This is a genomic window from Pseudacidovorax intermedius (assembly GCF_003350475.1).
GTDB classification, from domain to species: Bacteria; Pseudomonadota; Gammaproteobacteria; order Burkholderiales; family Burkholderiaceae_C; genus Xenophilus; species Xenophilus intermedius.
The window spans coordinates 121,373-141,603 of record NZ_QQAV01000007.1; the positions used below are offsets into that span (position 1 = coordinate 121,373).

Annotated in this window: 15 protein-coding genes and 1 pseudogene; 7 read left to right on the plus strand and 9 right to left on the minus strand. The window is 70.7% G+C overall.

Annotation, left to right across the window (positions count from 1 at the left end):
* From DFR41_RS17640 to DFR41_RS17665, 6 genes are all read right to left on the minus strand, one after another.
* A complete protein-coding gene (locus DFR41_RS17640; protein WP_114803685.1) occupies positions 1 to 492 on the minus strand; it encodes a MarR family winged helix-turn-helix transcriptional regulator in 492 nt (163 codons plus the stop codon).
* A 157-nt stretch (positions 493 to 649) separates the two neighbouring features.
* Positions 650 to 1,528: an ABC transporter permease gene (locus DFR41_RS17645; protein WP_114803686.1), complete on the minus strand. Its 879-nt coding sequence runs from the start codon at positions 1,526 to 1,528 to the stop codon at positions 650 to 652.
* On the minus strand, positions 1,525 to 2,424 hold the full coding sequence (locus DFR41_RS17650) for an ABC transporter ATP-binding protein (protein WP_114803687.1): 900 nt from the start codon (positions 2,422 to 2,424) through the stop codon (positions 1,525 to 1,527). The genes DFR41_RS17645 and DFR41_RS17650 overlap by 4 nt, the downstream gene beginning before the upstream one ends.
* 55 nt (positions 2,425 to 2,479) lie before the next feature.
* Entirely contained in the window at positions 2,480 to 3,496 is a 1,017-nt protein-coding gene (locus DFR41_RS17655) for an ABC transporter substrate-binding protein (protein WP_114803688.1), read from the minus strand.
* A 1-nt stretch (position 3,497) separates the two neighbouring features.
* Complete coding sequence (locus tag DFR41_RS17660; RefSeq protein ID WP_114803689.1) at positions 3,498 to 4,508, minus strand: ABC transporter substrate-binding protein; 1,011 nt, start codon at positions 4,506 to 4,508, stop codon at positions 3,498 to 3,500.
* 112 nt (positions 4,509 to 4,620) lie between these two features.
* Positions 4,621 to 5,514 carry a TauD/TfdA dioxygenase family protein gene (locus DFR41_RS17665; RefSeq protein ID WP_114803802.1) on the minus strand — a complete coding sequence of 298 codons (894 nt, stop codon included), beginning with the start codon at positions 5,512 to 5,514 and terminating at the stop codon, positions 4,621 to 4,623.
* Positions 5,515 to 5,809: 295 nt separating this feature from the next.
* Between DFR41_RS17665 and DFR41_RS17670 the strand changes: the two genes are divergently transcribed.
* The gene (locus DFR41_RS17670; protein WP_114803803.1) at positions 5,810 to 6,778 is read left to right on the plus strand and encodes a sulfonate ABC transporter substrate-binding protein; all 969 of its coding nucleotides are present in this window, start codon (positions 5,810 to 5,812) and stop codon (positions 6,776 to 6,778) included.
* Between the two features lie 84 nt (positions 6,779 to 6,862).
* Here the strand turns inward: DFR41_RS17670 and DFR41_RS17675 are convergent.
* The 3 genes and pseudogenes from DFR41_RS17675 to DFR41_RS17685 all read right to left on the minus strand — a co-directional run bounded on the left by DFR41_RS17675 (position 6,863) and on the right by DFR41_RS17685 (position 10,674).
* Positions 6,863 to 8,377 (minus strand): annotated as a pseudogene (locus DFR41_RS17675) (acetyl-CoA hydrolase/transferase family protein).
* 135 nt (positions 8,378 to 8,512) lie between these two features.
* On the minus strand, positions 8,513 to 9,328 hold the full coding sequence (locus DFR41_RS17680) for a MetQ/NlpA family ABC transporter substrate-binding protein (RefSeq protein WP_114803804.1): 816 nt from the start codon (positions 9,326 to 9,328) through the stop codon (positions 8,513 to 8,515).
* Positions 9,329 to 9,459: 131 nt separating this feature from the next.
* Positions 9,460 to 10,674: an acyl-CoA dehydrogenase family protein gene (locus tag DFR41_RS17685; RefSeq protein ID WP_114803690.1), complete on the minus strand. Its 1,215-nt coding sequence runs from the start codon at positions 10,672 to 10,674 to the stop codon at positions 9,460 to 9,462.
* A 340-nt stretch (positions 10,675 to 11,014) separates the two neighbouring features.
* On the opposite strand from DFR41_RS17685, the gene DFR41_RS17690 reads away from it, so the two are divergent.
* The 6 genes from DFR41_RS17690 to nikE all read left to right on the plus strand — a co-directional run bounded on the left by DFR41_RS17690 (position 11,015) and on the right by nikE (position 20,215).
* Positions 11,015 to 13,726 carry an excinuclease ABC subunit UvrA gene (locus DFR41_RS17690; protein ID WP_114803805.1) on the plus strand — a complete coding sequence of 904 codons (2,712 nt, stop codon included), beginning with the start codon at positions 11,015 to 11,017 and terminating at the stop codon, positions 13,724 to 13,726.
* A gap of 202 nt (positions 13,727 to 13,928) precedes the next feature.
* A complete protein-coding gene (locus DFR41_RS17695) occupies positions 13,929 to 14,867 on the plus strand; it encodes an aliphatic sulfonate ABC transporter substrate-binding protein (protein ID WP_244917791.1) in 939 nt (312 codons plus the stop codon).
* A gap of 188 nt (positions 14,868 to 15,055) precedes the next feature.
* Positions 15,056 to 16,705, plus strand: a complete 1,650-nt coding sequence (locus tag DFR41_RS17700; protein WP_211322618.1) for an ABC transporter substrate-binding protein — start codon at positions 15,056 to 15,058, stop codon at positions 16,703 to 16,705.
* A 14-nt stretch (positions 16,706 to 16,719) separates the two neighbouring features.
* The gene (locus DFR41_RS17705; protein WP_114803693.1) at positions 16,720 to 17,640 is read left to right on the plus strand and encodes an ABC transporter permease; all 921 of its coding nucleotides are present in this window, start codon (positions 16,720 to 16,722) and stop codon (positions 17,638 to 17,640) included.
* Entirely contained in the window at positions 17,637 to 18,524 is an 888-nt protein-coding gene (locus DFR41_RS17710) for an ABC transporter permease (RefSeq protein WP_114803694.1), read from the plus strand. Before DFR41_RS17705 ends, DFR41_RS17710 begins: the two co-directional genes overlap by 4 nt.
* On the plus strand, positions 18,521 to 20,215 hold the full coding sequence (gene nikE / locus DFR41_RS17715) for a nickel ABC transporter ATP-binding protein NikE (protein WP_114803695.1): 1,695 nt from the start codon (positions 18,521 to 18,523) through the stop codon (positions 20,213 to 20,215). Before DFR41_RS17710 ends, nikE begins: the two co-directional genes overlap by 4 nt.
* The last annotated feature ends 16 nt before the right edge of the window (positions 20,216 to 20,231 follow it).

Sequence of the window (20,231 nt, forward strand, 5' to 3'; positions counted from 1 at the left end):
TCAGTTCTCCGAGGCGGCACCGCCGCGGTCGGCCTTGCCCAGGCGCGTCCAGAGCGTGCCGAAGACGCGCAGGCAGGCGCGCACGTCCTCGGCCGGGATGTCCTGGAACAGCTCGGTGCGCAGGGCGTTGAGCGCTTCCTCGATGCGGGCCTGGATCGCGGCACCCGCCTCGGTCAGGTGCAGCGTGCGGGCGCGGCGGTCGGTCGGGTCCTCGCGGCGCTCCACCAGGCCGGCGCCCACCAGTTGGTCCAGCGTGCGGATCAGCGTCGGGCCTTCGATGCCCAGCAGGTCGGCGATCACGCCCTGGCGGGTGCCGTCGCCCTGCCGCCCGATGGTCACCAGCGCCCAGCCGGCCGCTTGCGAGATGCCCAGGTGCGCCACCGCCCGGTCGGCTGCCGCGCGATAGGCGCGCTGCAGCAGGCTGAGTGTGAAGGTGAGGTTGCGCAGCTCGGCGGGATCGGCGGCGAAAGCGGAGAGGGCGGCATCGGACATGCCCTCTAATATAGTTAGCTAGCTATCTATTTGCCGGTGAACAAGGGTTAACCCTTGTTCGTGAGGCGGTCTTCGCAGCGGGCTGGGTCCGCGGCACTCGGGCCGACAACGCGCTCGTCCCGCCCGGTTGCCGACGCTTCGGCGCGTGCGCCCGTCTTCAGCGCTGCTGTCCCCACTTGCGCACCGTCAGCCGCTCCAGCGTCGCGAAGCCCAGCCCTTCCACCAGCAGCCCGATGATCACCACCAGCGCCAGGCCCGCGAACACGCGGTCGGTATAGAGCTCGTTGCGGTTCTGGAAGATGTACCAGCCAAGCCCGCCCTTGCCCGAGCTGGCGCCGAACACCAGCTCGGCCGCGATCAGCGTGCGCCAGGCAAAGGCCCAGCCGATCTTCAGGCCCGAGAGGATGGCCGGCAGCGCCGCCGGCACCAGGATCTGCAGCACATAGCGCAGGCCCCGCAGGCCGTAGTTGCGGCCCGCCATGCGCAGCGTCTCGGGCACGGCCTGGAAGCCCGCATAGGTGTTGAGTGCCAGCGGCCACAGCACCGAATGCACCAGCACGAAGATCAGGCTGCCCTGGCCCAGGCCGAACCACAGCAGCGCCAGCGGCAGCAGGGCGATGGCCGGCAACGGGTTGAACATCGAGGTGAGCGTGCCCAGCAGGTCGCGGCCCAGCTGGGTGGACACAGCCAACGAGGTCAGCAGGAAGGCCAGCCCGACGCCCAGTGCATAGCCCTGCACGAGCACGCCCAGGGAGATGGCGGTCTTGGCCACCAGCTCGCCGCTGGCCAGCCCGGCGACCAGCGCACGTGCCGTCGCGCTCGCCGTGGGCAGCAGCAGGTCGTTGTCCTGCCAGCGGGCGACCAGCTCCCAGATCAGGGCCAGCGCCAGCAGGATCAGGCCCTTGCGCAGCCAGGCCTGACGCCACAGCCGCGTGGTCCACGGGAGGGGCCGCTCGACGGCGCTGGCGGTGAAGGGTTCGAGTGCGAGTTCGTACTCGGGCCGCACGGGCGGCAGCGGTGGGAGGAGGGCACTCATTGCGGATGGTCTCCGTCGGCGCCGTGCGGCGGTGCGTCGAACAGCAGGTGGTGGATGCGCTGGGCCGTGGCCTGGAACTCGGGGCTGCCCTGGCTGGCCAGGTCGAAGCCGTGGCTGTTGATCTCGGCCCGCATGCGGCCGGGGTGCGGCGACAGCAGCGCGATGCGGCTGCCCACCACCAGCGCCTCCTCGATGGAGTGCGTGACGAAGAGCAGCGTGAAGCGCAGCTCTTCCCACAGGGCCAGCAGCTCTTCCTGCATGCGGCGGCGCGTGAGCGCATCCAGCGCGGCGAAGGGCTCGTCCATCAGCAGCACGCGCGGCTGCATGGCCAGGGCGCGGGCGATGGCCACGCGCTGCTTCATGCCGCCCGAGAGCTGGTGCGGATGCACGTCGGCAAAGCGGGACAGCCCCACGCGGTCCAGCCAGTGAAGGGCGCGGTCCTCGGCGTCGCGCCGGCCCAGCGTGCGTGAGGCCAGCAGCGGGAACATGACGTTCTGCTTGACCGTCTTCCACGGCGGCAGCTGGTCGAACTCCTGAAAGACCACGATGCGGTCCGGGCCCGGCCCCTGCACCCGGCGGCCGTCCAGATGGATCTGCCCCTCGGCGGGCGGGATGAAGCCGGCGATGGCCTTGAGCAGCGTGCTCTTGCCGCAGCCCGAAGGGCCCAGCAGCACGAAGCGCTCGGCCTGGTGCACGTCGAAGCTCACCTGGTGGGTGGCGCGCACCACATGCTCGGGCGTGCGGTACTCCAGGCTCACGCCTTGCACCTGGAGCAGGGCGGTGGCGGCGACGTCCGCGTGGACCGCAGGCGGTTCGGGCCGGCGTCGGGGCACGGGTGGGGCGGCAGCGGCCGGCGAGGGCGCGGCACGCAGGGTGGCTGTGGCAGCGGCGGTCATGGCAGAGGGGATCAGGCAGGGAGGGGGAACGAGGCGGTCGGGCGGACGGGCGGCATCAGCTGCCCGGCCGGCTCCAGGCTTCCTCAAAGAAGAAGTCCTTCCACGAGGCCGCCTGGTTGCGCAGCACGCCCAGCTTGAACAGCTCGTCGGCATAGACCTGGCTGCGCTGAGGCGAGACGGTGAAGTCGTTCTCCGGGTCCTGCACGATGCGGCGCACCAGGGCCGGGTCGAGCCGCGATTTCTGCACGCGGATGAAGATGTCGGCGGCGGCAGCCTTGTCGGCCTTGACGAATTGCTCGGCCTCCACCAGCGCGTTGTAGAAGGCCTTATAGACGGCGCGGTTCTCGTCGCGGTACTTCTGCGTGGTGTAGAGCACGTTGAAGGTGGCCGGCCCGCCCAGGATGTCGTAGCTGCTGATCACCTTGTGCACCGCCGGGTTGGCGGCCAGGGCCTGGTAGTAGAAGGGAGCGCTGGAGAAATGGGTGTTGACCTCCGAGCCGCCCTTGATCAGCGCCGCCGTCGCATCCGGATGCGGCAGGCTCACGGAGATGTCGTCCAGGCGCTTGAAGTTCTCGCGGCCGAACACCCGCGCCGCCTCGATCTGCAGCACGCGCGACTGGAAGCCCACGCCGGCGGCCGGCACCGCGATGCGGTCCTTGGGCCCAAGGTCCTTCAGGGTGCGCACCTGCGGGTTGTTGCTCAGCAGGTAGTTGGGCAACGCGCCCAGCGCGGCCACGGCCTTCACGTTCTGGCGGCCGCGGGTGCGGTCCCACATCGTGAGCATGGGCGGTACGCCGGCCGAGACGATGTCCAGCGAGCCGGCCAGCAACGCCTCGTTCATGGCGGTGGCGCCGGAGATGGAGGACCACTCCACCTCGACCACCGGCACACCCAGGGCCTTGGCGTGTTTCTCGATCAGCTTGCGGTCGCGCACCACGTCCAGCAGCAGATAGCCGATGCCGAACTGCTGCGCGATGCGGATGCGGCCTTCGGCGCGGGCAGCCACTGCGCCGAGGCCCAGGGCGGCAGCGGCGCCGGCCTTGAGAAGGCCCCTTCGATGAAGCGAGATCATGTCAGTTGGATTGGGCATTGAGCACGTCGTCGAAGAAATAGTCCTTCACCGACTGCGGCTGGTTCTTGATGGCGCCCACGCGGTGCATGAACTGGCCCAGCGCCAGCGTGTTCTGCGGCTCGGTCTTGAACTGCACCTCGGGGTTCCTGATGATCTTCAGCAGCAGCGCGCGGTCGGTCTTGGCGCCGCTGGCCTTGAGGTAGATGTCGGCCGCCTGCTCGGGCTGGCTTCGGATGAACTGGGCCGCCTCGTCAAGTGCGGCGACGAAGGCCTTGTAGGTCTTGGGGTTCTCGGCCCGGAATTTCTCGGTGGCGTACAGCACCGTGGCCGACGAAGGGCCGCCGAGCACGTCGTAGGAATTGAGCACGATGCGGGCGTTGGGGTTGCCGGCCAGTTCCTGCTCCTGGAAGGGCGGGTTGCCGAAGTGGCCCGTGATCTCGGTGCCGCCCTTGATGATGGCTGCAGCGGCGTCCGGGTGCGGCAGCGCCACGCTGATCTTGTCCAGGCGCGCGAAGTCCTTGTCGCCCCACAGCTTGGCCGAGGCCAGCTGCAGCACGCGCGACTGCACCGACACGCCGACGGCCGGCAGCGCGATGCGGTCCTTGTCGGTGAAATCGGCAATGGACTTCACGTTCGGGTTGTTGGTTACCAGGTAATAGGGGAAGTTGCCCAGCGAGGCCACACCCTTGACGTTCTGGCGCCCCTTGGTGCGGTCCCACAGCGTGAACAGCGGGCCGACCCCGGCACCCGCGATGTCGATGCTGCCCGACAGCAGCGCGTCGTTGACCGCCGAGCCGCCCGACAGCTGCAGGAACTCGACCTTGGCGTCGATGCCTGCGGCCTTCGCGTGCTTCTCGATCAGCTTCTGTTCCTGCGCCACGTTCAGCAAAAGGTAGACGATGCCGAACTGCTGCGCGATGCGGATCTGGCCTTCGGCATGGGCGGCCAGCGAGGCGGTGGCCAGGCCGGCGGCAATGAGCAGGGCGGCCAGACGGCGGGTGATGGGTTTCATGGGCTTCCTCTCCAGGATGTGGCGGGCGCGGGACTTCTGCGGAAGCCCGACCCGTGGTCGTCTTCCCGTCCCTGTCGCTCGGGTGAGGCGGCTGCTGGGCCGCCGGGGATGATCAGAAAGGCTGGTCGCCCTCGATGGTGGTGCGGTAGAGCTTGCGCGGCAGGTGGTCGGGCGTCCCCGCGGCCAGGTGGGTGACCGAGCGGTTGTCCCAGAACACCAGGTCGTGCGGCTGCCACTGGTGGCGGTACTGCAGCGCGGGCTGCGTGCTGTGTGCGAACAGCTCTGCCAGCAGTGCCTGGCTCTCCGCCTCGGGCAGGTCCACGATGCGCGTGGTGAAGTGCTCGCTGACGAACAGTGCCTTGCGGCCGGTCTCCGGATGCGTGCGCACCACGGGATGGACCACGGGCTTGACCTCTTCGAGTTGCGCCGCCGTGAGGGCCGGACGCCACGGGCTGCGGGCGCGCAGTTCCTCGTACTTGGCCAGGTAGCTGTGCTCAGCCCGCAGCGGGGCCACGCGGGCCTTGAGCGCCTCGGGCAGCGTGTCCCAGGCGGCATGCTGGTCGGCGAAGAGCGTGTCGCCGCCTTCGGCCGGCAGCACCTGCGCGTGCAGCAGCGAGCCGAGGCTGGGCTTTTCCTTGTACGACAGGTCCGAGTGCCAGAAGTGACCGGCATCGCCCAGGCCGATGGGCGCGCCGTTCTCCTTGATGTTGGAGACGATCAGCACTTCGGGATGGCCGGCGAGCTGGAACTTCTTCTGCACATGGATCTGCAGCGGCCCGAAGCGGCGGCTGAACGCCACATGCTGGGCTGGCGTGATGCGCTGGTCGCGGAAGACGAGCACCGGATGCGCCAGATGGGCGCGCCGCAGGCGGGCGAAGTCCTCGTCCAGGATTGGCCGGCCGAGATCGAGTCCGACCACCTCGGCGGCAAAACTGCCGGGCAGGGGCCGGATGTCGAAATCCTGGAGAAGCGAGTGGGCGTCGTCGAGAAGGGCGTGGGCGGTCATGGCCAGGGCGTCGGGTCGGGGCCACCGGGCGGTGGCGATGGGCATGACTCTAGGGACGCGCCTTCGAAGCGGGAACGACAGAGTTCTCGCTTGCTAACAAGGGAATCGTCTAAGGTGGAAAACGACTTTGCTTATGCGGCCGGCGAGCAAGGCCGTCGATGGGCGGAGCCGGCTCTTCGGCGCCACGCCGCCTTGCTCGCTTTGCGAATAAGGACCTGCGAACTGCGCGTTTCCCATGCAAGGCAGGCGGCCCAAGAATCCGCATCCCTTCCTTGCTGCGAGCGCCTGTTCCGACATGACTTCCCTGCTTCCAATTTCCCGCCGTCGCCTTCTGCAGGCAGGCACCGCTGCTGCCGGCAGCGTGGCCCTCGCGGGCGCACCCGCCTTCGCCCAGTCCGCTTCACGCGCGCTGCGCATCGGCAACCAGAAGGGCATCCTGAGCCTGCTCAAGGCCCGCGGCACGCTGGAGCAGCGGCTGGCGCCGCTGGGCGTCAAGGTGAGCTGGACCGAGTTCACGGCCGGCCCGGTGCAACTGGAAGCGCTCAACGTGGGCTCCATCGACTTCGGCGATGTGGGCGAGGCGCCACCCATCTTTGCCCAGGCCGCCGGCGCACCGTTGGCCTATGTGGCGGCCACGGTGCCACGGCCCGCGTCCGAGGCCGTGCTGGTGCCCAAGGATTCGCCCATCCGCAGCGTGGCCGACCTCAAGGGCAAGCGCGTGGCCTACAACAAGGGCAGCAATGTCCATTACTTCCTGGTCAAGCTGCTCGAAAAGAACGGCCTGGCCTATGGCGACGTGCAATCGGTCTTCCTGCCGCCTGCGGATGCGCGGGCCGCCTTCGAGAAGGGCTCCATCGACGCCTGGGTGATATGGGACCCCTTCCTCGCTTCCGCCGAGAAGACGCTGGGCGGCCGCATCCTGGCCGACGCCACGGGCGTCGTCGGCAACCGGGCCTACTACTTCTCGTCGCTGCCCTATGCCGAGAAGAACCGCGACATCACCAAGGTGCTGATCGAGGAGATCTCCCGCATCGACAGCTGGGGCGCGGCCAACCGCGATGCCTTCTCGGGTGAGCTGGCGGCCATCTGGGGCCTGCCCAAGCCGGTGGTGGACACCACCTTCGCGCGGGTGCAGTTCGGCACCGGGCCCATCACCCGTGCCATCCTGGCCGAGCAGCAGCAGATCGCCGACACCTTCCACGCGCTCATGCTCATCCCGAAGCCGATCAGGGTGCAGGAGGCGGCGGTCTCCGGGCTTGCCTGATCTGCGGACGGGGCACCGCGCGCGGCCAACGGCGGCTGGACGCCGGGGCCGGCCTTCGATGCCGCGAGCGCGAAGAAGCCGCGCCTACATGTGCCCCTCGCGCAGGTAGCGCGTGTGCCAGGAGAAGGCCTCGCCCAGCAGGTGCGGCGTGTGCTGGCCCGGCGCGTGCAGCGCGGCGCGGGCCACGTAGTCGCGCAGCGCCGGCCGGTAGTCCGGATGGGCGCAGCGCTCGATGATGCACTGCGCCCGCTGGCGCGGTGACAGGCCGCGCAGGTCGGCCAGGCCCTGCTCGGTCACGATGATCTGCACGTCGTGCTCGGTGTTGTCCACATGCGAGGCGAAGGGCACGATGCACGAGATGGCCCCGTCCTTGGCCACCGAGGGCGTGACGAAGATCGACAGGTAGGCGTTGCGCGCGAAGTCGCCCGAGCCGCCGATGCCGTTCATGATCGACGAGCCCATCACATGGGTGGAGTTGACGTTGCCGTAGATGTCGGCCTCGATCATCGCGTTCATGGCGATGGTGCCCAGGCGGCGGATCAGCTCGGGGTGGTTGCTGATCTCCTGCGGGCGCAGCACGATGCGGTCGCGATAGGCCGCCGCATCGGCGTTGAAGCGCTCGGCCACGGGCTGGCTCAGCGACAGCGCGGTGGCCGAGGCCTGGGCCAGCGTGCCCTTGTCGAGCATGGCCAGCATGCCGTCCTGCAGCACCTCGGTGTAGGCCGACATGCCTTCGAAGGGGCCTTCGTTCAGGCCGGCCAGCACGGCGTTGGCCACGTTGCCCACGCCCGACTGGATCGGCAGCAGCGTGCGCGCCGGCAGGCGGCCGTGGACCACCTCGTGCTGCAGGAAGTCGATGATGTGCCCGGCGATGGCGCGCGACACCGCGTCGGGCGCCGCGAAGGCGGTGTTGCGGTCGGGCTGGTGGGTCTCGACCACGGCGACCACCTTCGACAGATCGCAGTGCAGGTAGGGCTCGCCGATGCGGTCGCCGGCGCCCACCAGCGGGATCGGCACGCGGTGCGGCGGCAGCCGGGTGCCGTAGTACACGTCGTGCATGCCCTCGAAGCCGTCGCTGAACCAGCTGTTGACTTCCAGGATGATGCGGTCGGCCTGGTCCAGCCAGGTCTTGTTGTTGCCGATGGAGGAGGACGGAATGAGGCGGCCGTCGGGCAGCACGCCCGCGACCTCGACCACGGCCGTGTCGATGCGGCCCAGGAAGCCGAACCAGGCCTGCTACGCCACGTGGCTCAGGTGCATGTCGGTGAAGTGCATGCGCCCGCTGTTGATGAGCTTGCGCAGCGTGGGGTCGGACTGGAAGGGCAGCCGCATCTCGATGCCGTCGACCGCGGCCAGCGCGCCGTCCAGTTCGGGGCCGGTCGATGCGCCGGTCCACAGGCCGATGCGGAAGCCCTCGCCGCGCGCCTGGGCCTCGCCGATGCGCCGCGCCAGGGCCTGCGGCACCGCCTTGGGGTAGCCGGCCCCGGTGAAGCCGCTCATGCCGATGTTGGCACCCGGCGGCACCAGGGCGGCGGCCTCGTCGGCCGAGACCACGCGCGAGGCGAGCAGGAGGTTGAGGATGCGGCCGGACGCGGGCATGGGACGGGACTCCAGGAAGGCTGAAAGACGAGCGCCGCATGGCGGCGAGGCCCTGCGGCGGCGAAGGGACAGGAGTCTAGCCCGCGGCCCCGGCGCGTGCGTCGGCCAGGACGTTCAGGCGCGCACGGGGAAGCGTCAGAACGCCGGGATCAGCGCGCCCTTGAAGGTCGTCTCGATGAACCGCCGGACCTCGGCCGACTGGTAGGCCGCCACCAGCTTCTTGGCCCAGGGCTTGTCCTTGTCGGCGCGGCGCACCGCGATCAGGTTGGCATAGGGGTTCTGGGGCGATTCCTTGATGACCGCGTCGCGCACGAAGGACAGGCCCGCCTTCTCGGCGTAGTCGTTGTTGATCGAGGCGATGGTCAGGTCGTCCAGCGAGCGCGGCAGCTGCGCCGCGTCCAGCGGCACCAGCTTGAGCTTCCTGGGGTTGGCCGTCACGTCCAGCGGGGTGGCGGTGTTGTTCTTCACGGCCTCGGGCTTGAGCGTGATGAGGCCGGCCGACTGCAGCAGCAGCAGCGCGCGGTTGCCGTTGGAGGGGTCGTTCTGGATGCCCACCGAGGCGCCCTCGGGCAGCTCCTGCGCCGACTTGATCTTGCGCGAGTAGAAGCCCAGCGGCGCCGTCACCGTCAGGCCGACGGGCACGATGTCGTAGCCGCGGGCCTTGATCTGGTTGTCCAGAAAGGGCTGGTGCTGGAAGGCGTTGGCGTCCAGGTCGCCGGCGGCCAGCGCCGCGTTGGGCAGCTGGTAGTCGTTGAAGACCACAACCTGGACGTCCAGACCGTCGCGGGCCGCGACCTTCTTGACCACCTCGAAGATCTTCTCGGCGTTGCCGACCGAGATGCCGACCTTGATGGCCGCCTTGTCCTGGGCATGGGCGGCAGGCACGAGGGCGCCGAGGGAGAGGAGCGAGAGCGCGGCGATGGCGGCACGGCGGCGGAGGAAGAGAGGCATGAAGCAGTGGAAAGCAGAGTGTCCGAACACGGGGTCGCCACTGTGCCGGGCCGGCCGCTGCACCACAACGAAGCATGGTGCATGTCGATATCCGGTGCGCGCATGTCCGGGCCGTGGCGATGACGCGCGGCTCAGGCGGCAGTGCCGACGGCCCAGTAGAAGGTGGGCCGGCTGGCGTTGAGGGTGTGGTCGCCCAGCACGCGGGCCTTGTAGATCACCGGGTTGTGCGAGGCGAGCGTGCGCGCATTGCGCCAGTGGCGGTCCAGGCGGCGGTCTTCCTGCAGCGCGGTGGCGCCGCCGACGTCGAAGAGCCGCGTGGCGGCCTGCAGCACGGCATCGGTCGTCACCACCTGCGCCTTGGTGGCTCGCACTTCGACGTCCACCAGTGCGGCCTCGGGCACGGGCTGGCCGGCCTGGCGCAGGCGGTCGATGTCACCCAGCGCACGCGCCACGTCCTGCACGACCAGCCGCGCGAGGTAGGCGGTGGCTTCGAGCTGGCCGATCACCTGCTGCACCAGCGGGTCTTCGCGCGGCGCGGTGCCGCTGCCGTGGCTGAAGACGCGCTTGCGGCCCTGCACGAAGGCGGTCGCGTCGCGCACGATGGCCCGGGCGATGCCGGCCAGCGTGGCCACGTGGAAGAGCTGGAACACGGCAGGCAGCGAGGTCGCCTCGCGCGCGGGGAATTCGAGGATGTTCTCTTCCGGCACTTCGACGCGGTGCAGCCGCGTGGTGCCCGAGGCCGTCAGCCGCTGGCCGAAGCCGCGCCAGTCGTCGAGGCGCTCCACGCCCGCCGAGTCGGTGCGCACCACGGCCAGCGTGCGGTAGGCGCCGGGTTCGTTGCCCTCGCGTTGCGCCGTCACGCTGACCCAGTCGGCGTAAAGCGTGCCGGTGCTGTAGAACTTCTCGCCTTCGAGCAGCCAGCGTCCGTTCTCGCGGAACAGCCGGGTCTGCAGCCGGCCCAGCGTGCCGTCGCCGGCCTCGGTGGTGGCGTTGCCGAAGAGGGCGCCGTCGGCCACGCGTCGCAGCCAGGGCACGCGCCGCTCGGCATCGATCTCGGCCTGCAGCCGTTCGACGAAGCCGAAGTGCGCGCGCAGTGCCTGCGGCAGGTTCGAGTCGGCCTCGGCCAGTTCGATCAGCAGGTCGAACAGCTGCTCCGGCGTGCCGCCCAGCCCGCCGTGGGCGCGGGGCACGCGCAGCGCGCCGAAGCCGGCCTGCCTGAGCGCGTCGATGGCGTCGTGCGCCAGCCTGCGCTCATGCTCGCGCTGCGGCGCGGCCTCGGCGATCTGCTGGAAGAGGGGGCGAAAGCGCTGCGCCAGGGCGTCGGCGTCGGGAGGGTTTGAAGACATGGGAAAGGCAGGAGGGCCGGCGTGGCCGCGGACGCCAGGCCCGTGGGCGGCGTGCGGCGCATCCGTGCATTGCGGAAAGCGTCGAAGCCTAGGTGGGGCAGCTCACGCTGCCAACGACGTTTTTCGCGCTTGCTTGCTATGGGCGCGCATGAGCGCAGCAGCCCGTGTCCGAGCGTGCGTGTGCACTGCTCGGCGGCGCTGCGCTGCAGAGTGCGTCCGCAGGTACTTCCGTGAGCACTGCCATCCGCCAGCGCCACCATGGCACCTTCCGCGCCATCTCCTATAGCAGGAGCCGGCATGTTCCGTCCCTGCCACGGCGGGCTGCATGCACAGTGCGCCCATGCAAAGATCCGCAAGCCGCAAATCCACCGCCACACCAGCGCCGGCCGCGGCCGCAGGCGCGTCGAACACCTCGGCACGTGGCGGCACGCCAGAGCACGCAGACATCGAGCGCTTCGTGCGCGTGCGCGGCGCGCGCGAGCACAACCTGCGGGACGTCGACGTGGACATTCCGCGCGACGCCCTCGTGGTGTTCACGGGCATTTCCGGCTCGGGCAAGTCGTCGCTGGCGTTCGGCACGATCTTCGCCGAGTCGCAGCGGCGTTACCTCGACTCGGTGGCGCCCTATGCCCGTCGCCTGATCGACCAGGTGGGCGTGCCCGAGGTCGACCGGATCGACGGCCTGCCGCCAGCGGTGGCGCTGCAGCAGTCGCGCGGCACGCCGGGCTCGCGCTCCACGGTCGGGAGCCTGACCACGCTGTCGAGTCTGCTGCGCCTGCTCTTCTCCCGTGCAGGGCATTACCCGGCCGACCAGCCGATGCTCTATGCGGAGGACTTCTCGCCCAACACACCCCAGGGTGCCTGCCCGACCTGCCACGGCCTCGGCCGCGTGTTCGACGTCACCGAGGCGTCGATGGTGCCGGACCCGTCCCTGACGATCCGGGAGCGCGCCGTGGCCGCCTGGCCCACGGCCTGGCAGGGCCAGAACCTGCGTGACATCCTGGTCACGCTCGGCCATGACGTCGACACGCCCTGGCACCAGCTGCCGAAGAAGGTGCGCGACTGGATCCTGTTCACGGACGAGCAGCCCACGGTGCCGGTCTATGCCGGCTTCACCCCGGCCGAGACGCGGCAGGCGCTGCGCCGCAAGCTGGCACCGAGTTACCAGGGCACCTTCACCAGCGCGCGCCGCTACGTGCTCCACACCTACGCCACCAGCCAGAGCGAGCTCATGAAGCGGCGCGTCTCGCGCTTCATGGTGGGTGGGCTCTGCCCGGCCTGCCAGGGCAAGCGTCTGAAGGCCGAGGCGCTGTCGGTGACCTTCGAAGGGCACGACATCGGCGAGGTCGCCGCCTTGCCGCTGGCGGCCGTGCACGACCTGTTGGCCGCGGCGGCGCAAGGGCGGGCTGCGGCGACGACGCGCCCCTCGCAGACGCTCGGCGCGGCGCAGTCCCGCGCGGCGCGCGCCGTGCGGTCTGCACGGGGCAAGGCGTCCCACGCCGCGGCACCCGACGTGCGCCGCACACCCGAAGGCTCGCAGGAGAAGCGCCTGGCCGCGCAACGGCTCGCCACGGAGATCCGCGAGCGCATCCAGACCCTGCTCGGGCTCGGCCTGGGCTACCTGACGCTGGACCGCGCGACGCCGACGCTGTCGCCGGGCGAACTGCAGCGCCTGCGGCTGGGGGCGCAGATCCGCTCGAGCCTGTTCGGCGTGGTCTACGTGCTCGACGAGCCATCCGCCGGCCTGCACCCGGCCGACGGCGAAGCCCTGCTGGATGCGCTGATGCAGCTGCGGCGCAACGGCAATTCGGTGTTCGTGGTGGAGCACGACGTGGAGACCATGCGGCGCGCCGACTGGATCGTCGACGTCGGGCCCGGCGCCGGCAGCCGCGGCGGCGAGGTGCTCTACAGCGGACCGCCCGAGGGGCTCGCGGCCGTCGAGCGCTCGGTCACCGCGCGCTTCCTTCGCGCCGACCGGCTTGCCCCGGCCGGCCGTGGCCGCGCGCCCAGCCAGTGGCTGGCGCTGGAAGGCATCCGCCGCAACAACCTGAGCGGGCTCGACGTCCGCATTCCGCTCGGCGTGCTGTGTGCCGTCACCGGCCGGTCCGGCTCCGGCAAATCCACGCTCGTCACCCAGGTGCTCGCCGAACTGCTGCAGCAGCGGCTCGGCCGAGGCGCCGCGCCTGACGACGACCCGCCAGAGGCCGGCGACGACGCCTGGGCAACGCCCATGGCCGGCAAGCTGGGCGCCGGCGCCGAGGCGGTGCGCCGGCTCGTGCAGGTCGACCAGAAGCCCATCGGCCGCACGCCCCGCTCCAACCTCGCGACCTACACCGGGCTGTTCGACGCCGTCCGGCAGCTCTTCGCCTCGACGCCGTCGGCGCGCCGACGGCGCTACGACGCGGGGCGCTTTTCCTTCAACGTCGCCAAGGGGCGTTGCGAGACCTGCGAGGGCGAAGGCTCGGTGAGCGTGGAGCTGCTGTTCATGCCGAGCGTGTATGCGCCATGCCCCACCTGCCACGGCGCGCGCTACAACGCCGACACCCTGGCCGTCACCTGGAACGGCAAGAACATCGCGCAGGTGCTGGACCTGACGGTCGAGGAGGCCCGGGCGCACTTCGACGCGCAGCCGCGCATCGCGGCGACGCTCAAGCTGCTCGGCGAACTCGGGCTGGACTACCTGCGCCTGGGCCAGCCGGCCACCGAACTGTCCGGCGGCGAGGCCCAGCGCATCAAGCTCGCCACCGAGCTGCAGCGCGTGCCGCGCGGGGGCACCCTGTACATCCTGGACGAACCCACGACCGGCCTGCACCCCGCGGACGTCGAGCGGCTGATGGCGCCGCTGCAGACGCTCGTGGACGCCGGCAACACGGTGCTGGTGGTCGAGCACGACATGCGCGTCGTGGCGGCGGCCGACTGGGTGATCGACATGGGGCCTGGCGCGGGTGCGGAAGGCGGCCGCATCGTGGCGCAGGGGACGCCCGCGCAGGTCGCCGCAACCCGGTCGGAGAGCGCGACGGCCGCCTACCTCCGGCAGGCGCTCGCCGGGTAGGGCGGCGGTCGACACACGCCCCGCACGCATTCACCGATGCCGGCCCGCTGCGTGCCATCGACGCGCCGCGCATAAGCAAGCGCGAAGAGCGCATTCGACAGCGCAGCGCCGCGCCCCTAGCCTCGCAGGCCCATCGTTTTCGCGCCTTGCTGGAGCCTGCATGCCTTCTTCCTTCGATCTTCCGCTGCGTCGCCGCGACGCGTTGCTCGCGCTGTCGGCCGCGGCCTGGGGCCTTGTGCCGTCGGCACGCGCGCAGTCCGCCCCGCCCCGCGAGGTTCGCATCGGTTTCCAGAAAGGCTCGGCGCTCCTACTTCTCGTGCGCAAGCAGCAGGTGATCGAGAAGCGGCTGAAGGCGTTGGGCGTGTCGAGCGTGAAGTGGGTGGAGTTCCAGTTCGGGCCACCGATGCTGGAGGCCCTCGGCGCCGGCGTGATCGACCTCGGCTCGGTCGGCGACACACCGCCGGTGTTCGCACAGGCCGGCGGATCGCAGCTCGTCTATGCGGCTGCCACGCCTTCGGCGCAGCATGCGGTGCTGGTGCCCAAGGATTCGCCGGTGCGCTCGGTCGCCGACCTCCGGGGCCGCAAGGTGGCCTTCGGCAAAGGCTCCAGCGCGCACAACGTGACGGTGAAGGCCCTTGCAACGGCCGGCCTGAAGCTCGACGACATCACCCCGGTCTACCTGTCGCCGGCCGATGCCACGGCCGCCTTCAACGGCGGCAACATCGACGCATGGGTGGTCTGGGACCCGTACTACGCGATCGCGCAGGAACGCTATGGCGCACGCGTCATCGCCGATACCTCCGACAAGCGCCTTGCCAGCGCCTCCTACTACATGGCGGGCAAGGAATTCGCCGCGCGCCAACCCGCGTTGCTGAGTGCCACGCTGGACGAGATCGGCAAGCTGACGGTCTGGTCCGGCCAGCACCGGGACGAGCTTGCCGCGCTGGCGGCCGAGGCCACCGGCATCGACGTGCGGTCCTGGTCGGCGGCCTTCGGGCGCGCCGAGTTCTCCTTCGGGCCGGTGACGGATGCGCACGTCGCGCAGCAGCAGCAATTGGCCGACACCTTCCAGGCGCTGGGGATCATTCCGCGCAAGATCGCCGTCGCCGACATCGTGTGGCGCGCGCCGGCGGGGCAGTGACGGGCGCGTTCGACCCCTTCCGCCGGCGCTTCGCGCCGACGCCGACGGCCGAGATGGGGCTTCTGCCCTGCGCGAGGATGCTTCTGCGAAAGCCTTCGTTGGCCACTCGGCCCGCGCTTTCAACAATCGCGGGCTTTGCGGCAGCCCCTGCCTGGCTGCACGCGCTTCTTCCTTCAGCGGTGGCTTCCATGTCCTCTCCTTTTTCCTCCCCGACCCGGCGCCGCGGCGCATCCGTCTGGCGCGCGCTGGCCGGCGCCATGCTGCTGTCCGGCACGGCTGCTGCCCAGGCCCAGGCGCCGCGCAGCGGCGGCGAGATCGCCTTCGGCGTGACCACCGATCCCATCTGCTTCAACCCGCACCGCTCGTCGCAGCAGAACTCCTACATCCTGATCCGCAACTACATCGACTCGCTGGTGGCCAAGGGGCAGGGCGGCAAGTTCCTGCCCTGGCTGGCGCGCGAATGGTCGGTCTCGGCCGATGGGCGCACCTACCGTTTCAAGCTCAAGCCGGGCATCGTGTTCCACGACGGCACGCCGCTCGATGCCGAGGCCGTGAAGTTCAACCTGGACTTCGTGCGCGACACGCGCAACACCAACGGCTCGGGCGAGCTGTTGCGTGCGGTGGACGAGGTGCAGGTGATTTCGCCCACCGAGGTGCAGCTCAAGCTGTCCCGGCCCGATTCGAGCCTGCTGGAGTCCATCGCGAGCGTGAGGTTGGGCCTGATCTCGCCCAAGTCGCTGCGCTCGGGCGACGGGCTGTGCGGCGGCGGCCCGGCCCTGGCCGGCAGCGGGCCCTTCGTGTTCGAGAACTACACGCGTGGCCAGTCGGCCACCTTCGTGCGCAACCCCCGCTACGACTGGGCGCCGGGCTATGCGGCCCACCAGGGGCCCGCCTACCTCGACAAGGTGACGGTGCGCTTCCTGCCCGAGTACGCGGTGCGCGCAGGCGCCCTCAAGTCGGGCCAGGTGGACGTGATCGAGGGCGTTCAGCCCACCGACATCGGCCTGTTCAAGGACCAGCCGGGCTTCCAGTTCCTGGTGGGACCGGCGGGTGCGCAGACGGCCTTCACGCTCAACATCAACTACACCATCGCGCCGGCCACCGACGTGCGGGTGCGCCGTGCGCTGCGCGACGGCGCCGACATCGACGCGCTGGTCAAGAGCGTCTACCGCGGCACCTACCGCCGCGCCTGGTCCAACATCGGGCCGGACAACTACTTCTACAACAAGACGCTGGAGGGCCGCTGGCGCTTCGATGCCAAGGCTGCCAACCGCGCCCTGGACGAGGCCGGCTGGACGGGCCACGACGCCGAGGGTTTCCGCACCAACAAGGACGGGCAGCGCCTGGCCATCGAGGTCGGCTATCCGCAGCCTTTCGTGCGCGACAACCGCGAAGTGCTGATCCAGGGCCTACAGGCGCAGCTGCGCAAGAACGTGGGGCTGGACCTGCGCCTGCGCTTCATCACCGCCGGCGAATGGGCCCAGCAGCTGCAGAAGGGCACCTGGACCATCTATCCCAACACCTACCTGCCGGCCGATGCGGCGCAGGAGCTGCAGGGCAATATCGGCGACGGTGGTTTCATCCGCGCCGTGGCCGACAAGGGCGACAAGGTGCTGTTCGGCTACATCAACGATGCGCTGGCCTCCACCGACCTGGCGCAGAAGAAGAAGCTGGTGGACGAGGCCCAGCGCCACGCGGTGGACGAAGCCATCATCGTGCCGCTGTTCGCCGCCAACTACCAGCTGGCCGCCAAGAGCACGGTGCGCGGCCTGTCGTTCGAGACGCAGCTCGACTCGCCGTCGAACTTCCACGACGTGTGGCTGGCCACGGCGCCCTGAGCGGCTGACCGTCCATGTGGCGCATCGTCTTCTCGCGGCTGGCTGCCGGCTTGCTGGTGGCCTGGGGCAGCACCACCGCGGCCTTCATCGCGCTGCATGCCCTGCCGGGCGAGGTGCAGGACATCCTGGCGGGTGACATGGACTACCCGGGCCTGCGCGAGGCCATCGCCGCCGAATGGGGCCTGGACCGCAGCATGGGCGCGCAGTACCTGGCCTTCGTGGGTCGCATCGTGCAGGGCGACTTCGGCACCTCCTATGCGCTGCGCCAGCCGGTGGCCGGGCTGGTGGCCTCGCAGGTCGGGCCGACCGTCGAGCTGGCGCTGGCGGCCGGGCTGATCGCGCTGGTGCTGGCCGTGCTGGTGGGCAGCCTCACGGCCGGGCCGGGGCGCCTGGGCCGCCGCATTGCGGGGGCGCTGGAACTGACCTTCGCCTCCACGCCGGTGTTCTGGCTGGGCATCCTGCTGCTGATCGGCTTCTCGTTCACGCTGCCGTGGTTCCCGGTGTCGGGCGCGGAGGGCTGGCGCTCGCTGGTGCTGCCGGCGCTGGCGTTGGCGCTGCCCACGGCCGGCCTGCTGGCCCAGGTGCTGCGCGAGGCCATGGACAAGGCGCTGGAGCAGCCCTTCGTCGTCACAGTGCGGGCCCGCGGCCTGGGCGAGGGGGCGGTGCGCCTGCGCCATGTCCTGCGGCATGCGGCGCTGCCCCTGCTCACGCTGGGCGGCTGGATCATCGGCGGGCTGCTGGGCGGCGCCGTGATCACCGAGAAGGTGTTCGGCCGGCCCGGCCTGGGCACCGTCACCCTCAACGCAGTGCTCAGCCACGACGTGCCGGTGGTGCTGGCCGTGGTGCTGCTGGCAGCCTTCGTCCATGTGGTGGCCTCCACGCTGCTGGACCTGCTGGCCCTGCTCATCGATCCCCGTCTGGCGTCTTCCCCATGAGTGCGATTCCCGATCTTCTTCTGCCTGGCACCCGTGTGGACGCGCCGCGGCGTCTCGGCGGACGGCTGCGCCGGCCTTCCGCCACGGTGGTGGCCGTGCTGCTGTCGGCCGCCTTCCTGGTGCTGCTGGCGGTGGCGGCTCTGGCGCCGCGCTGGCTCACGCCGCACGATCCGCTGGAGGGCGACTTCCTGGCCGTGCTGCAGCCGCCTTCGGTCGAGCATCCCTTTGGCACCGACCGGCTCGGGCGCGACGTGCTGGCGCGCACCGTCCATGGCGCCCGCTTCTCGCTGGCCATCGGCCTGGGCAGTACCGCGCTGGCCGTGGGCATCGGCGTGCTGCTGGGTCTGCTGGCGGGCCAGCGCCATCGCCTGGCCAACGAGGGGCTGTCCCGCGTGTTCGACGTGATCTCCTCCTTTCCCGGCGTGCTGCTGGCGATGCTGGTGGTGGTCTTCCTGGGGCCGGGCCTGGCCAACATTGCCATTGCCGTGGGCATTGCCGGCATTCCCAAGTTCGGTCGCGTGGTGCGGGCGCAGACGCAGCTGGTGCGCCGCGCCGACTACGTGACGCAGGCCGTCATCTACGGCCGCAGCCGCTGGCAAGTGTTCGTGGGCCACCTGCTGCCCAACGTGCTGGTGGCGGTGCCCGTCACCGCCACGGTGCACGTGGGCTCGGCCATCCTGGCCGCCTCAGGCCTGAGCTTCCTGGGCCTGGGACCGCAGCCGCCCACGCCCGAATGGGGCGTGATGCTGGCCGAAAGCCGCGACGTGCTGCGCGTGGCCTGGTGGCCCGGGGTGTTCCCCGGCGTGGCGATCACGCTCACCGTGGTGGCCTTCACCGTGCTGGGGCAGGCGCTGCAGCGGCGCTTCGAGGGGCAGTCGTCATGAGCGTTGAAGTACAGGCGGCGACGCCGCTGGTGGACGTGCGCGGCCTGCAGGTGCGCTTTCCTGCCGCGGGCGGGCTGCGCACCGTGGTCGAGGGGCTGGACCTGCGCATCGAGGCGGGCGAATGCGTGGCGCTGGTCGGCGAATCGGGTTCGGGCAAGAGCGTCACTGCCCGCTCCCTGATCCATCTGGCCGGCCCGGGCGCGCAGGTTCAGGCCGAGCGCTTCCTGATCGACGGTGCCGACGCGCGCGCTTTCGGCGAAGCCGACTGGCGCCGCCTGCGCGGCACCTTCGCGGGGCTGGTGATGCAGGACGCGCTGGTCTCGCTCGATCCGCTGCGGCCCATCGGCGCCGAGGTGGGCGAGGTGCTGACGCAGCACCGCCTGCTGCGCGGCCGCACGGCCGTGCGCCGCCGCGTGATCGACACGCTGTCGCAGGTGGGCATGCCCGAGCCAGAGCAGCGCCTGCACCAGAATGCCCACGAGCTGTCCGGCGGGCTGCGCCAGCGCGCGCTGATAGCGGCCGCCATCGCCGCCGGGCCGCGCCTGATCATTGCCGACGAGCCCACCACCGCGCTGGACGCCGCGCTGCAGCAGCAGGTGATCGGCCTGCTGGCCGAACGGGTGCGTGCGAGCGGGGCGGGGTTGCTGCTGATCAGCCATGACCTGTCGGCGGTCGCCGGCATCGCCGACCGGGTGATCGTGATGCGGGCCGGTCGCGTGGTGGAGTCGGGCCCCACCCGCGAGGTGCTGGCCTGGCCGCGCGAGGCCTACACGCGACAGTTGATCGCGGCCGTGCCCTCCGCCTCGTCGCGTGGCAGCCGGCTGGCCTCGGCCCGCTTCGTTCGGGACGAAACCCAGGCCCAGGCGCGCGTGCGCATCGAGCGCGAGCCACTGCCGCCCCGGCAGCCGCCGACGGGCGAGCCCGTGCTGCGCGTGCAGGGCATTGGCAAGCGCTACCGGCGGCGCGGCCTGCGTGCGCAGCCGGCCTTCGTCGCGCTGTCGGATGTGTCCTTCGAAGTGCGGGCGGGCGAGGTGCTGGGCCTGGTCGGCGCCTCGGGCTCCGGCAAGACCACCTGCGCGCGCATCGTGCTCGGGCTGGACGAGCCCGACGCTGGCGAGGTGCAACTGCTGGGCCAGCCCTGGTCGGGCTGGCCCGAGACGTCGCGGCGCGCCCTGCGGCCCCGGCTGCAGTACATCCCGCAGGATCCGCTCAGCAGCTTCGATCCACGCTACCGCGTTCGCGATGTGGTGGCGCAGAACCTGCCCGGTCTGCGCGGCGAGGCGCGGGACGCCCGCGTGCGCGCCCTGCTGGCCCAGGTGGGTCTGGCGACCGACCTGCTCGACCGCCTTCCGCGCACGCTTTCCGGCGGTCAGCGCCAGCGCCTCGCCATTGCCCGCGCGCTCGCAGCGGAGCCGCAGCTCATCGTGTGCGACGAGCCGGTCTCCGCACTCGACGTCAGCATCCAGGCCCAGGTGATCGACCTCATCGGAGAGCTGCAGTCGCGCCTGGGCACGGCGCTGCTGTTCATCTCGCACGACATCAACCTGGTGCGGCACGTGGCCGACCGCGTGGTGGTGCTGGATCAGGGCCGCGTGGTGGAGCGGGGGCCGGTGGACGAGGTGCTGGCGCAGCCGTCGCATGCGTACACGCGCAGCCTGCTGGCCGCGGTGCCGGCGCCGCTGGTGGGCTGAAGCGCCGTTCGACCGT